The organism is Mycobacterium pseudoshottsii JCM 15466, assembly GCF_003584745.1.
Classification (GTDB): Bacteria; Actinomycetota; Actinomycetes; order Mycobacteriales; family Mycobacteriaceae; genus Mycobacterium; species Mycobacterium marinum.
In genome coordinates, this window is the sequence record NZ_AP018410.1 from 4,933,166 (window position 1) to 4,947,388 (window position 14,223).

Genomic DNA, 14,223 nt, shown 5'->3' on the forward strand with positions numbered 1-14,223 from the left:
CTGGGCACCCGATCCCGCCATCGCGGGGTCTCGCGCCCTGGTCAGGGGCCGATCAGTGCGGCCCGGCGATCTCTTCGAGCATCTCGGTGACCAGCGCGGCGATCGGGGACCGTTCACTACGCAGCAGCGTGATGTGCGCAAACAGCGGATGCCCCTTGAGTTTCTCGATCACCGCGACAATGCCGTCGTGGCGGCCGACTCGCAGGTTGTCGCGCTGCGCGATGTCGTGCGTCAACACCACCCGGGACCCGGTACCCAGCCGCGACAGCACGGTCAAGAGCACGTTGCGTTCCAGCGATTGGGCTTCGTCGACGATGACGAACGAGTCATGCAACGAGCGGCCCCGGATGTGGGTGAGCGGCAGCACCTCGAGCATGCCCCGGGAGAGAACCTCCTCGAGCACCGCCGGGCTGGCCAAACCTTCGAGCGTGTCGAAGACGGCTTGGGCCCATGGCCCCATCTTGTCGCTCTCGCTGCCGGGTAGGTAGCCCAGCTCCTGGCCGCCCACCGCATAGAGCGGGCGGAAAACGACCACCTTGCGGTGAGTGCGGCGCTCGAGCACCGCTTCCAGGCCGGCACACAGCGCCAGCGCCGACTTTCCGGTCCCGGCTTTGCCGCCCATCGACACGATGCCCACCGACTCGTCGAGCAGCAGGTCCAGCGCTACCCGCTGTTCGGCCGAGCGACCCCGCAAACCGAAAACCTCGCGGTCACCGCGGACTAGCTGCACACGTTTGGCCGCGGTGACCCGGCCCAGCGCATGTGAACTTCCGCCCAGCAGCCGGACCCCGGTGTGGCAGGGCAGATCGCGGGCTTCGGCCAGGTCGATCTCTCCGTCGGCGAATAGGGCATCGATATCCCCTGCAGCCGTTTCGATTTCGTGCATCCCGGACCAGCCGGAGGCTACGACGTCCTGCGCGTGGTACTCGTCAGCCGCCAAGCCCACCGCAGCGGCCTTGACTCGAAGCGGAATGTCCTTGCTGACCAACGTAACTCGTCTGCCCTCGGCGGCAAGGTTGGCCGCGCAACTCAAGATGCGAGAGTCGTTGCTGTCGGTACGGAATCCCGCGGGCAGCACCGAAGGGTCGGTGTGGTTGAGCTCGACGTGCAACGAACCACCTTGTTTACCAACCGGAATGGGCTGATCCAGCCGCCCGTGTTCCAGTCGAAGGTCGTCGAACAACCGCAATGCCTGCCGGGCGAACCAACCCAACTCATGGTGATGCCGCTTGGCTTCGAGCTCACTGATTACCACCAGTGGAACCACCACTTCGTGCTCGGCGAACCGGCTGCAGGCCCAGGGGTCGGACAGCAACACGGAGGTGTCCAGCACGTAAGTCCGAATATCGGTCACAGAGCGCTCCTCGAGCGATTGCCGCTCGGGCGGACCCGCACGAGCGTGTCGACGCGGGCCGCGGTACCAGGACCGGGGCCGGTCCTGCCGTTGTAGTGACGGAAGGTGCCGCCCTGGCAGCTGAGCAAGTCGCTGACCATCACCTGCGACGCTACTCCGGTGAGCACACCCACGCAGGACAGGCGCGCCGAGGCAAGCACACCTTGACGACGACGGACCGCGCGGTCGCGCCGCGCAGGAGCTGAGCGGTCAAGCCCAACAGACGAAAACGATGCACTGCGCCAGGCGCAGTGCATCGTTTTGTCGAAGTCGATCTAGCCCGTCACGAACTGCTTGAGCGCAGGCTCCTCAGCCAATCCCCATTCGGTGATGCGGCCCGAAACAACCTGCTTGAGCTGGTCCGCGCCAAAGATTCCGGCCTCGGCAACGTCGCGCAGTTTGTCCTGGTAGGCGTCGATGTCGGCACCGGGGGCCTGCAGATCGCCGGCCCGGGCGGCAATCGCGGCGATCGTCTCGTCGCGGCGGGTGGCCAGGCAGTGGTCCACAAGATTGGCAAAGAACAACTCGTGACGCGCTTCGTCACGGCCGATCCGGTCGATCATGCCGGCCAGGACGGGTTCCTCGATCTGGGCAGCCAGGTTGCGGCAGAAGGCGACCAGGGAGCGCTCGTAGAAGGCCATGTACACGAGAGTTTCGACCTGCGTGTATTTCTCGGCCCGGTACCCCTTCATCACGTACTGGACGCGGACGTCTTCGTTGAGGACCGGGTCGACCTCGCGAGTCACCACCAGGTAGTCGCGCAGAGCGATGGCGTGCAGGTGCTCCTCAGCGGTCCATCTACCCAGCCAACGACCCCACCAGTCCTCGAGAATGAAGTGCTCGACGAGTTCGCGGTGACGGCCGGCCAGGTTGTCCTTGAGGATCAACAGGATCTCGCAGGCATCGGTGATCAGCCTGGGCAGCGTCGTCTGGGAGGGATCCCAGTCACGTCCACCGAGGAAGGCGAAGTTCTCGCCCTGGTCGAAGGGGACGAAGTCGTGGGCGAACCAAATGTCCTCGGTGTCGAGGTGGCGAGCCATGTTCTGTTCGACCACGGGCTCAAGTTCGAGGGTCAGCGCATTAGCGACAGGTTTCTCTGCCATGCGGTAACTGTAACCCTCATACACAGGATAATTAAAATCGACCCCCCGTGTCGCCGTCAGCGATCTACGAGATTCCACTCCTCGAGGCCCTCGTAGAGGGGAAAGTCCCTGGCCAGACGGGTTACCCTGGCCCGCAGCGCGGCCACATCGGCCGAGCGCCCGGCCGCGAGGGCGCCCGCGATCACGTCGGCGACCTCACTGAATTCGGCATCGCCGAACCCGCGGGTGGCCAATGCGGGAGTCCCGATCCGCAAGCCCGAGGTCACCATCGGTGGCCGCGGATCGTTGGGGACAGCGTTGCGGTTGACCGTGATTCCCGCCTCGTGCAGCAGGTCTTCGGCCGCCTGGCCATCGAGCGGGGAATCACGCAAATCGACCAGTACCAGGTGCACGTCGGTGCCGCCGCTGACCACCGAGACCCCCGCCTTGGCGACGTCGGAAGCCATCAGCCGATCGGCGACAATCCGGGCACCCGCCAGCGTGCGCCGCTGCCGATCGGCGAATTCGAGCGTGCCGGCGATCTTGAGTGCCACCGCCTTGCCCGCGATGACATGCATGAGCGGACCGCCCTGCTGGCCAGGGAAAACCGCCGAATTGATGGCCTTGGCGAATTCCTGCTTGCCCAGGATCATGCCCGACCGGCCGCCACCGAGCGTCTTGTGAATTGTGGTGGAAACCACATCCGCATGCGGCACCGGGGACAGATGCAATCCGGCAGCCACCAGCCCGGCGAAGTGGGCCATGTCGACAAACAACTGGGCGCCAACCTCATCGGCGATGGAGCGGAAGGCCGCGAAGTCGAGCACCCGGGGATAGGCCGACCAGCCGGCGATGATCACCTTCGGACGGAACTCGAGCGCCTTGGCCCGCACCGCGTCCATGTCGATCAGGTGCGTCGTCGGGTCGACGCCGTAGAAGCCGTTCTCGTACAACTTGCCGGAGAAGTTCAGCCGCATGCCGTGGGTCAGGTGGCCCCCATTGGCCAGATCCAGCCCCAGCAGCCGCTCCCCCGGCGACATGAGCGCATGCAACACCGCGGCGTTGGCCTGGGCGCCCGAATGCGGCTGCACGTTGGCGAAATCGGCGCCGAACAGCGCCTTAGCCCGGTCGCGGGCAATGTTTTCCACCACATCGACGTGCTCGCAACCGCCGTAGTAACGCCGGCCCGGCAGGCCCTCGGCGTACTTGTTGGTCAAGACACTGCCCTGGGCCTGCAATACCGCTCGCGGGACGAAGTTCTCCGAGGCGATCATCTCCAGCGTGTCCCGCTGCCTACCGAGTTCCTTGCCCAGCAGCGCTGCGATGTCGGGGTCGACCTCAGCGAGCGGAGCCTCCATCACAGAAGCATTTCTCGGCGCGGATTTTGGGGCGGAAGTGCGAGCGTCAGGTGCGGCAGTCACGGCCGCCAGTGTATCCAGTGGTGCCGTTGCGGGCCCGATCCCCCAGTACCGCTGGCCCCAGGCGACAAGCATGCCCTCGCCCCTGTAAGACTTATGCCATGTCACGGCTTAGCGAGCCGAGCCCCTATGTGGAGTTCGACCGAAGGCAGTGGCGCGCGCTGCGAATGTCGACACCGCTGGCTCTCACCGAAGCCGAACTGATCGGCCTGCGCGGCCTCGGGGAACAGATCGACCTGCTCGAGGTCGAAGAGGTCTTCCTGCCCCTGGCCCGGTTGCTTCATCTTCAGGTCGCGGCCCGTCAACGACTGTTCGCCGCTACCGCGGAATTCCTGGGTGAGCCACAGCAGAACCCTGACCGGCCGGTGCCGTTCATCATCGGCGTGGCCGGCAGCGTGGCAGTCGGCAAGTCGACCACCGCCCGCGTGCTTCAGGCCCTCTTGGCGCGCTGGGATCACCATCCCCGGGTGGACCTGGTCACCACAGACGGATTTCTCTACCCCAACGCCGAGTTGGAGCGACGAAATCTGATGCACCGCAAGGGCTTTCCAGAAAGCTACAACCGCAGGGCGCTGATGCGGTTCGTCACGTCGGTGAAGTCCGGGTCCGACTATGCCTGCGCACCGGTGTATTCACACCTGCACTACAACATCATCCCCGGAGCCAAACAAGTCGTCCGCCATCCCGACATCTTGATCTTGGAGGGACTCAACGTACTTCAGACGGGCCCGACGCTGATGGTGTCGGATCTGTTCGATTTCTCGCTGTATGTGGACGCCCGAATCGAAGACATCGAGCAGTGGTACGTGTCGCGGTTCCTGGCCATGCGCAGCACCGCGTTTGCCAACCCGGAGTCACACTTCCACCACTACTCGGCGCTGCCCGACCCGGAAGCTGTGGTCGCCGCGCGCGAGATCTGGCGAACGATCAACCGACCCAACCTCGTTGAAAACATCCTGCCGACTCGGCCGCGGGCAACATTGGTGCTGCGCAAGGATGCCGACCACTCCATCAAGCGGCTGCGGCTACGCAAACTGTAGGCCGCGGCGCCGCTAGGTTGATCCGGCGCCGAGTCAGCCCGGGGCCTGACTTAAAGGCCGCTCGCCCCATTCGCACCCCACAGTGACCCGCCGGTGCCTCCGGCACCGCCGCTGCCCGCCGACCCGTCGGCAAAGCCGGACCCGCCGGTGCCGGCCGCGCCGCGCTCACCGCCGGCGCCGCCATTGCCGATGTGCTGGGCGTCGCCGCCGGCGCCGCCATCACCGCCGTCACCCCCATCGCCGCCAATGTATTGGTCGTGAGTCGTTCCGCCTGGGCCGCCGCTACCGCCGGCCCCGCCCGCACCGCCGTCGCCGTATAACCAGCCACCGGTGCCACCACCGCCGCCGTTGCCGCCGTTGCCGCCGGTGCCCCCGCTGCCGCCGAACCCGTTCGGGTATCCCGAGATGCCAGCGCCGCCGGTACCGGCAGCCCCACCGGCACCTCCAGCCCCCCACATGCCGGCGGAGCCGCCCAGGCCGCCGTCGCCCGCCTCGCCGCCATTGCCGCCGCCTCGGGGAGCATTGCCGGAGGTGACATAACCGCCACCGTCCCCGCCATTGCCGCCGGCGCCGCCGGCCCCACCGTTGCCCAACAACGCCCCGCCGGCTCCGCCGACCCCGGCGTCACCGCCGGCCCCCCCGCCCCCGCCGGTGGACTGTGTGCCACCCAGGAAGTCGGCCGTGCCTCCCGTTCCCCCGCCCCCGCCGCTGCCGCCAGAGCCGCCATTGCCGACCAGCCCAGCCGCACCGCCGCTCCCGCCGCGGCCGCCACCACCACCCGGGTCGGGGAACTCGCCACCGCCGGCCCCACACCCCCGTGCCCGCCGCTCCCGCCGGATCCACCGTCTCCGCACAACCACCCGCCGCGTCCACCGGTGCCGCCGTCACCGCCGAGCGCGCCGACGCCGCCGGTGCCACCGACACCGCCCGCCCTGCCGGCACCCAACAAGAAGGCGTTACCCCCGCCGCCCCCATTCGCCCCGACACCGCCATTGCCATATAGCCAGCCACCGACACCACCGGTGCCGCCGGGCGCCAGCGCCCCGCCGCTGCCCCGGTCCCGCCGTTGCCGAGCAGCCCCGCATCACCGCCGTTACCGCCGGCAGCCCCACCGGTGGTGCTGTTCCAGCCGTTGCCACCGTTGCCGATCAACAATCCGCCCGCGCCTCCGTTGGGATTGGCGGCGGTGCCGTTGGTGCCGTTGCCGATCAGCGGACGTCCCAACAGCGCCTGGGTAGGCGCATTGATCAACCCCAGCAGATCCTGCAGTGGCGACACGTTGGCCGCCTCGGCGGCCGCATAGGCGCCGCTGGCTCCGCGCAACCCCTCGAGGAACTGCTGGTGAAACGCCGCGACCTGCCCGCCGAGTGACTGATAGGCCTGGGCATGCCCGGCAAATAGCGAGGCCACCGCCGCCGAGACGTCATCTGCGCCGGCGGCCAGCACCCCCGTCGTCGGGACAGCGGCGGCCGCGTTGGCCGCGGTGAGGGCCGAACCGATGCTCGACAGTTCCGTTGTGGCATGCGCCATCAGGTCTGGGGCGGCTATCAAATATGACATCACTGTCCTCTAGAGGTTTACCCCCGCCGAACAGCCGGATCGTATCTCGGATCACCCATCGATCCGAGCCGATTTGAGCATTCCAACCTCATCGTCAGTCACCGCCGGCTCTCCCGGGCCGCGGAACCCGCCACCGCCCGACATGGCTGGTGCGGGGCACCCACCTCAGCTATCGGGGGCGCCCCGCACCAGCGGGAAGGGGAGTTCAGGCCGTGATACGACGCACTCCCAGGTACTGCAGCCCGGCAAATGCCGCTGTGAACACGCCGCTGGCCACTGTCGCGGCCACCCCGATGCCAGTCATCGGCACTAGTTCGGCGGCGACGATCGCGCCCACGGTGTAGACGAGGTTGCCGACGACCACCCCTATCCCGGCGCGACGCAGGTTGGGTATCGCGGCGAGGCCGAACACCAACAGGCCGTAGAGCACGAAGAAGGCACCGATGCTGTATTCCTGAGCGGATGTCAGGCCGGTCAGCGACGAGATCGGGTCGGCGGCCGCGGCGAGGGCCAGGCCCATGAGTCCGGTCAATGTGGCGTCCGCGCGCATCGCGAAACGCAGCAGTGCGTCCGTCGAATCGGAGAGGGGCCGAGTTGTCGGGCCCGAGATTGCGGTCATTGCATTACTCCTTGGGGCTGTGCGAGAAGGCGGTCGGTGGAACAGTTTTGAGACTGCCGCCTGCGCACTGCCAGATCGACGCATGGCACTGCCAACTGCTGCCATAGGCCCCGTGACCAGGTCGTTCTCCCCGCCGTCAGGCAGTTGCGGGCAGTGCCGTCAACGCCCGCCGGGCGGGGGCCGGCAAGACTAGTCGCTGGCCACCGTGATGCGCCCGCGCAAATCGGCCGCGATCAGCCGAGCAGCCGCGTTCTGCCAGTTGTGCAGTGACCGCTGCGGGACCTCGGTCACCAGCCATTGCCAGGCCTGCCGGGCGATGGGATCCAAACCCGCCGCGGTGGCATTCTGCGCGTAGGCGCGCACACCGACGACGTAGGGAAAATACAGCGAGTTGTAATAACGCCACTGTTCGGTGGTTCCGAAATCACCACCCTCACGCGGCTTGAGTCGCTTGATGCCGTCGGCCAGGACGGCCTTAAGTTCGTTGGCCCGTTCCAGCGGCTGGTCGGGAACCCCACGGGTGGCCAGCCGCTGATCGATCACGGGCAACGCGGTCAACGGGCTGGCGACGAGCTTGGCCAGGTCACCGTAGTGCCCCAGCGCTCTGCGGGTCAGCCTGACAAAGGTCTCGTCATCGATGCCGGCAAGCGGATCCGCCGACCGCAGCGGTAGCGCCGCACCGGTGTGGCGCAGTGCCGCGCGGTCGGCGCGCAGTGCCGGCGATTTCGAAAACGCCAGCCGGTCCAGTACCCCGGCCAGTGGGTCGGCCAACACCTGCACGGCGATGGCGATCGACAGGCTGGTGAACAGCAGCACCGTCAGCACGGTCGAAGCGGTGGGCTCATCGCGGATCAAGGCCAACCCGATCAGCGCCTGACCGCCCAACACACCCGCGACCGCCATCGCGCCCGCAAACGAGCGCAGCATGTCCGCGCGCAACGCCTGGCCTTCGTCGAAGGCGTCCCATACCGCCACGGCCACGCCGAGCAACAACACGTCGAATCCCGTTGAGGCCAGGGCCAGCCAGCTGGGCACCAGCCCCAGCGGAATCACCAGGATGGCATTGCCCAGCGCGAAGAACAGCGTCGCGACGATGACCACGCCGACCACCGACATCGGCTGCGCCGGCCGCACCAACACGGCCACCATGGCGCCCAGCGTTGCCGCCGAGATCACCGCAAACATCAGCCAGTGACCGGGCCGCAGTGGCCCTGCCACGCTGCCCGCGATGGTCGCACCCAGCAGGGCCAGCGCGCCGACGGCCGCGATCAGCAGCAACTCGGCTTTGCGTGCCCAAGGGCGCTCGGGCGCCACCGACAACTCGAGCAGAACGCCGAACCATGCCACGCCCGGCACGGCGACCAGGTAGATCTCCAGCTGACCGAGCAACTGGGCGTGGGCCATGCTGGTGTTGCGCACCGCATCCAACGCCAAGACAAGGGCAAACCCGCATAGCCCAATGGCGGCCAATATCAGCACCGGCTTGCGCGGGTCGCGGGCCAGCAGGTAGAGCCCCAGCCAACCGCTGAGCGTGAACACCACCGCCGACAGCGCAGCCATGCGCCCAGTGTTCCACGCCAGCGCCTCGCCGTACCGCCGATGCGGCCTCGCCGGTGCCACGCCGTCGGAGAAGGAATCGATGGTTGAACCAGATCATGAACTCCTGCTGGTTGTCCCCCGGTTCTGCCCCAATTGCAGTCGGAGGTTGGCGCCCACCGAGTCGGTCGAGCCGGTGCCGCAGCGCCAGCCCTGGTAGATCGAGGGGCATCCCAGCGGCGGGCTCAGTGCCGCACGCGATTACTTGCCGTACCGGCGATGGCGCATGCTGTAGTCGCGCAATGCGCGCAGAAAATCGACCCGCCGAAACGCTGGCCAGTGCGCCTCGGTGAACCACATCTCCGAGTAGGCGCTCTGCCATAACAGAAACCCGGACAGCCGCTGCTCGCCGGACGTGCGGATGACCAGATCAGGGTCGGGTTGCCCCGAGGTGTAGAGGTTCTCCGAAATGCCCTCAACGCTCACCGCGTCGATAAGCTCCTCGGCGGTCGCACCGTCGGCGAGTTCCTTGCTCAGCAGCGCCCGCACCGCGTCGACGATCTCGCGACGCCCGCCGTAGCCGACTGCCACGTTCACATGGAACTGCGCGGTGGCCGGCGTGGATTCCACGGCCTCGCGCAGCCGGCGCGCCGGTTCATCGCCGAGCAGCTCCAAGTCGCCGACGGTGCGCACACTCCAGCGGTTGGCCGGGGCACAGATCTCTTCGACGACGTCGGTGATGATCTCGATCAGCGCCGCCAGCTCGTCGGCGTCGCGCTGCAGGTTTTCAGTGGACAGCAGGTAGACGGTGGTCATCTCGATGCCGGCTTCCTGGCACCACCGCAACATCTCGGCGATCTTGGCGGCACCCATCCGGTAGCCGTAGCTGACGTCGTCGTAACCCGCATCGCGGGCCCAACGGCGATTGCCGTCGCACAGCACCGCGATGTGCCGCGGCAACTCGGAACTCGTGGCTGCCAGGCCTTGCCGCAGCCGCAGCTCATACAGCCGATACAACGGCTCCTTGAGCCGCGGCGGGATGATCTCCACGAGGATCCAGACTACTGTGACGCGCACCAAATTCCGGCCTTGATTCGCCGCAAGATCACGCCAAGTCGTAAGCCCACTCACGCTCGGGGCGACTACTGTGATCGGTGACCGATATCCGGCGATCACCAGACGGGGCAATGGGCGAAATGAGCAGCCAGGCCAGCATGGCCAGCACCGCAGAACCCGAACCACAGGGTCTAGCCGTTCCCAACGCTGCGCATCACCTCGTCGAAGGGGTCGCACGGGCGCTCACCAAGCCGCGCTTCCGCGGCTGGATCCACGTCTATTCGGCCGGCACCGCTGTTTTGGCGGGCGCATCGCTGGTTGCGGTCTCCTGGGCGGTGGGCTCCACTGAAGCCGGCCTGGCCACGCTGGCCTACATTGCGGCCACCGTGGTGATGTTCACCGTCAGCGCCACCTATCACCGAGTCAACTGGGCGTCCGCGACCACGCACAAGTGGATGAAGCGGGCCGATCACTCGATGATCTTCGTGTTCATCGCCGGTAGCTACACCCCGTTCGCCCTGCTGGCATTGCCGGGCCATGACGGGCGAGTGGTGTTATCGATCGTGTGGGGCGGTGCGATCGCCGGGATTCTACTCAAGATGTGCTGGCCGACCGCGCCGCGCTGGGTCGGTGTCCCGCTCTACCTGCTGCTGGGTTGGGTCGCGGTCTGGTACACCGCGACGATTCTGCACAACGCCGGGGTGACGGCGCTGGTGCTGCTGTTTGTCGGCGGCGCCTTGTACAGCATCGGCGGCATTCTCTACGCCGTGCGCTGGCCGGATCCGTGGCCCTCGACGTTCGGCTACCACGAGTTCTTCCACGCCTGCACCGCAGTCGCGGCGATCTGCCACTACATCGCGATGTGGTTCGTGGTGTTCTGAGCGCTACAGCAGCGCCTCACGTGGCTACAAATGAGTCACGTCGGCCGCTGACCAATACGCCTTCATCGCGGCCACTTTGCCGGAGCGATCGAACGCCATGACCTCGATGGGCTCCACCCGCATCTTGCTGTCGCCGCTGGTCACGGTCAGCCGGAACTGAAAAGCCGCCTCGTTGCCGCACACCCGCAGCGACACCAACTCGCACTCGCGCGTCAGGCCCGCGATCGCCGAATAGAAGCCGTGGATGGCTCGCGTACCGATGTGCACCTCTCCCCCGACCGGATCCTCGAGGGTCGCGTCGTCGGCGTAGAAGCCGACCAGATCGTCGGCGCCGCCGTCGGCCAGCACCGACATGTATCGGTTGACCGTTTCGGTAATCGCTTGGGACCTCTCAGCGGAATTCGGCATGTGACGCACGCTACTACCCGGGCACTGGCAGAGCTGCGGCCAGTTCGTCGGTACCGGTCACCGGCAGGTCGCAGACCCGTCCCCGGCAGACATAGGCGGCGTCCGCACCCGCCACCCGATCCCGTCCGATCAGCAACGGTGCCGAGTCCAGCCGACCGCCGACGACGATGGCTCCGCCCGGCGCCAGCCGGCGGGCGGCGGCCAGTAGCTCTGACTGCGGATCGTCGCAGGCAACCGCGATCTGCAGCGGTCCCCGCACCGCCGCCTCCGCGACGGACAGCCAGTGCCCGGCCAACCTCGGTGCGCGTGCCAGCAAGACCGAATGTTCGCGCAACGTTTCCGTGGCGGCTTGCAGGTAGCGCGGGGCGCGGTCGTCGGCGACCAGGTGTGCGGCGGTCAGCAGGGCTTCGGCGATCGAAGACGCACCCGAAGGCGTGGCCCCGTCGAGCGGGTCGCCCGGGCGCAGCATCAGCCGCTCGGCGTCGTCGGCGGTGTCGAACCAGCGACCGGGCCGCTGCGGATCGCCGAAGTGCGCCAATGCGGTATCCAGCAAATCGCAGGCCGAGGTCAGCCAACCCGGTTCGGAAGTCAACTGATAGAGCGCCAACAGGCCGGTGGCCAGCATGGCATGGTCCTCGAGGATGGCCGCGCTGTCGCCGACCACACCGCCCAGGCTGGCGCGGCGCAACCGGCCGTCGACCACGTGCAAGTCCAGCAACACGCGTGCGCAACGCCGCGCGGCTTGCGCCAATTCGGGCTGCTGCAGGGCAATGCTGGCCTCTACCAGCGCCGTGATTGCCAACCCGTTCCAGGAGGTGACGACCTTGTCATCGCGACCGGGTTGCGCGCGCCCGCGCCGGGCCGCCGACAGTGCGCCGCTGACCCGCTGCAGCCGCTCGGCGTCGTGCGGATCCGAGGGCAGCTGCAACACCGACGCGCCGTGTTCGAAGGTGCCGGCCGCGGTCACCGCGTAAACCTCTGCGGCCCAACGGCCGTCGTCCTCACCTAGGAGCTCGATCAGCTGTTCGGGAGTCCAGACATAGGTCGAACCCTCGCGGCCGTCGGTGTCGGCATCCAGCGAGGAGGTGAACATGCCGCCAGCGGCCAGCCCGTCCAGCAGAAACCCCGCGGTCTGGGCCGCGACGCGGCGCGCCAACTCATCGCCGGTCCGCCGGGCCCAGTGCGCATAAGCCCGCAACAGCAGCGCGTTATCGTACAACATCTTCTCGAAATGCGGTACCACCCAGGCCTTGTCGACGCTGTATCGGGCGAAGCCGCCGGCAAGTTGGTCATAGATGCCGCCGCGGGCCATCGCGGCGCCGGTGCGCGACACCGCAGCCAGTGCGGCCGGGGAGCCGGTGCGCTCGTAGTGCCGCAGCAACGCTTCCAGCAGCGCCGACGGCGGGAACTTGGGCGCGGTGCCCCAGCCACCATGAACCGTGTCCTGCTCACCCAAGACGACCGCGACGGCATGGTCACACAGCTCCGGCGCCACGTCGGGACCGCCGCCGGGCGGTCCGGACGCCATCGAACGCAACTCACCGGCAATGTGGTCGGAGGCCTCCTCCACCTCGCCGCGACGTTCCCGCCAGGTCTCCGATACGGCCGAAAGCAGCTGCAGAAAACCCGCTTTCGGGTAGTAGGTACCGCAGTAGAAGGGCCGCCCATCAGCGGTCAGGAAGCACGTCATCGGCCAGCCGCCCTGCCCGGTGAGGGCAACGGTGGCGTTCATGTAGACCGCGTCGATATCGGGCCGTTCCTCGCGATCCACCTTGATGTTGACGAAGCCCGCGTTCATCACCGCCGCCACCTCGTCGTCCTCGAACGATTCGTGGGCCATGACGTGACACCAGTGACACGCGGCGTATCCGATCGACAACAGAATCGGCACGTCGCGCGCGGCGGCGTCAGCCAGCGCCTGCGGTGTCCATTGCTGCCAATGCACGGGGTTGTCGGCGTGCTGGCGCAAGTACGGACTGGTGGCCTGCGCGAGGGTATTGGTTCCGGAGAAACCGGCCGATGAATCAGCCGGGGTCATCGGCCGGCCCCGGCGATCGCGTGGTGGCGCCACCGTCCGCGGCGGGCGGTTCCTCGACGTCCACCACATCCGTGCCCTCGTCGGCCGCCTGATCCGGCTCGGGGTGCGCACGATCGAAGGATTCCGGGACCTTCCTGAGTTGCCGGTTCATCGATCGCAGCAGAAACAACGTGGCGATGACCAAGACCACGACGACGAGCAGCCCCAACGGACTGGCCTTGCCGAAATCGGGTCCGGTATTGCGCGGTGCATCGTCTGCAATCACAGTGAGCAGAAACTGGTTCATTGGCTCGACTCGATTCCGGCGAACAACTCGGTCTCAGGCAGACCGATGGGGATGCGCGAGCGGGCCAACTCGAATTCCTCGGTCGGCCAGAGTTCACGCTGCCACGACAGCGGCGCCGCGAAGAATTCGGCGTTGGGGTCGATCTGGGTCGCATGCGCTCGCAAGGCGTCGTCGCGTTGGGCGAAATAGCCCGAGCACTCAACGCGGGTGGTGACTCGGTTGGCAAACGGATCGTGGTCGGGATGCCAGTGCTCGAGCCACTTGCCGAACGGACCTTCCTGGCCGCGCTTGATGAACTCGTCTTGCAGAATCCGCATGCGCTCCCGCAGGAAGCCGTGGATGTAGTAGAGCTTGGACACCGTCCAGGGCTCACCGGCATCCGGGAACCGCAGATAGTCGGCAGCGGCCTCGTAGGCGCCGATGGAGACCTGGTGGCAGCGGATGTGGTCGGGGTGCGGGTAGCCGCCGTTCTCGTCGTAGGTCGTCATCACGTGGGGCCGGAACTCCCGCACCACACGTACCAGCGCTTCGATGGAATCTTCCAAGGGCACCAGGGCGAAACACCCCTCGGGCAGCGGGGGCGGCGGATCCCCCTTCGGCAGTCCGGAGTCGACGAACCCAAGCCAGGTGTGCTCCACACCGAGAATCTCGGCCGCCTTCGCCATCTCGTCGCGGCGAATTTCGGAGATGTGCCCGTGCACGTCGGGCAGATCCATCGCCGGGTTGAGAATCTCGCCGCGCTCGCCCCCGGTCAACGTCACCACCAGCACGCGATGACCCTCGTCCGCGTACCGGGCAAGAGTGGCGGCGCCCTTACTGGACTCGTCGTCGGGGTGGGCATGCACCGCCATCAACCGCAGTTTGCTCACGTGCTCCCTTGTCCGTCTGCTGGTCGGGCCGTCTGCT

The 14,223-nt window shown here is 67.2% G+C and carries 12 protein-coding genes and 1 pseudogene; 2 read left to right on the forward strand and 11 right to left on the reverse strand.

Annotated features, from left to right (window positions below):
• Positions 1–52 precede the first annotated feature (52 nt).
• From MPSD_RS22395 to glyA, 3 genes are all read right to left on the reverse strand, one after another.
• A complete protein-coding gene (locus MPSD_RS22395) occupies positions 53–1,354 on the reverse strand; it encodes a PhoH family protein (RefSeq protein ID WP_012395935.1) in 1,302 nt (433 codons plus the stop codon).
• 314 nt (positions 1,355–1,668) lie between these two features.
• Positions 1,669–2,496, reverse strand: coding sequence for an acyl-ACP desaturase (locus tag MPSD_RS22400; protein WP_086085776.1), 828 nt, complete (start codon positions 2,494–2,496; stop codon positions 1,669–1,671).
• 56 nt (positions 2,497–2,552) lie between these two features.
• Positions 2,553–3,833, reverse strand: a complete 1,281-nt coding sequence (glyA, locus tag MPSD_RS22405) for a serine hydroxymethyltransferase (protein WP_086085774.1) — start codon at positions 3,831–3,833, stop codon at positions 2,553–2,555.
• A 161-nt stretch (positions 3,834–3,994) separates the two neighbouring features.
• Between glyA and coaA the strand changes: the two genes are divergently transcribed.
• Positions 3,995–4,933: a type I pantothenate kinase gene (gene coaA / locus MPSD_RS22410; RefSeq protein ID WP_011738565.1), complete on the forward strand. Its 939-nt coding sequence runs from the start codon at positions 3,995–3,997 to the stop codon at positions 4,931–4,933.
• 50 nt (positions 4,934–4,983) lie between these two features.
• Here coaA and MPSD_RS30465 read toward each other — a convergent pair.
• The 4 genes and pseudogenes from MPSD_RS30465 to MPSD_RS22435 form a co-directional block, all read right to left on the reverse strand.
• Positions 4,984–6,493: pseudogene (locus tag MPSD_RS30465) on the reverse strand (PE family protein).
• Positions 6,494–6,698: 205 nt separating this feature from the next.
• The gene (locus MPSD_RS22420; protein ID WP_015356912.1) at positions 6,699–7,112 is read right to left on the reverse strand and encodes a hypothetical protein; all 414 of its coding nucleotides are present in this window, start codon (positions 7,110–7,112) and stop codon (positions 6,699–6,701) included.
• A gap of 189 nt (positions 7,113–7,301) precedes the next feature.
• Entirely contained in the window at positions 7,302–8,672 is a 1,371-nt protein-coding gene (locus tag MPSD_RS22425; RefSeq protein WP_020786235.1) for a hypothetical protein, read from the reverse strand.
• Between the two features lie 237 nt (positions 8,673–8,909).
• Positions 8,910–9,698: a (2Z,6E)-farnesyl diphosphate synthase gene (locus tag MPSD_RS22435; protein ID WP_020786233.1), complete on the reverse strand. Its 789-nt coding sequence runs from the start codon at positions 9,696–9,698 to the stop codon at positions 8,910–8,912.
• 146 nt (positions 9,699–9,844) lie between these two features.
• Here MPSD_RS22435 and trhA point away from each other — a divergent pair, with 146 nt between their 5' ends.
• The gene (trhA, locus tag MPSD_RS22440) at positions 9,845–10,585 is read left to right on the forward strand and encodes a PAQR family membrane homeostasis protein TrhA (protein WP_012395942.1); all 741 of its coding nucleotides are present in this window, start codon (positions 9,845–9,847) and stop codon (positions 10,583–10,585) included.
• Positions 10,586–10,609: 24 nt separating this feature from the next.
• Here trhA and MPSD_RS22445 read toward each other — a convergent pair whose 3' ends face one another.
• The 4 genes from MPSD_RS22445 to mca are packed head-to-tail and all read right to left on the reverse strand — an operon-like array spanning position 10,610 to position 14,186.
• Positions 10,610–10,993 carry a nuclear transport factor 2 family protein gene (locus MPSD_RS22445; protein WP_011738571.1) on the reverse strand — a complete coding sequence of 128 codons (384 nt, stop codon included), beginning with the start codon at positions 10,991–10,993 and terminating at the stop codon, positions 10,610–10,612.
• A gap of 13 nt (positions 10,994–11,006) precedes the next feature.
• Positions 11,007–13,031 carry a thioredoxin domain-containing protein gene (locus MPSD_RS22450; RefSeq protein ID WP_086085681.1) on the reverse strand — a complete coding sequence of 675 codons (2,025 nt, stop codon included), beginning with the start codon at positions 13,029–13,031 and terminating at the stop codon, positions 11,007–11,009.
• The gene (locus tag MPSD_RS22455) at positions 13,018–13,317 is read right to left on the reverse strand and encodes a hypothetical protein (RefSeq protein ID WP_011738573.1); all 300 of its coding nucleotides are present in this window, start codon (positions 13,315–13,317) and stop codon (positions 13,018–13,020) included. The genes MPSD_RS22450 and MPSD_RS22455 overlap by 14 nt, the downstream gene beginning before the upstream one ends.
• Complete coding sequence (mca, locus tag MPSD_RS22460; RefSeq protein WP_012395944.1) at positions 13,314–14,186, reverse strand: mycothiol conjugate amidase Mca; 873 nt, start codon at positions 14,184–14,186, stop codon at positions 13,314–13,316. Before mca ends, MPSD_RS22455 begins: the two co-directional genes overlap by 4 nt.
• Positions 14,187–14,223: the final 37 nt, after the last annotated feature.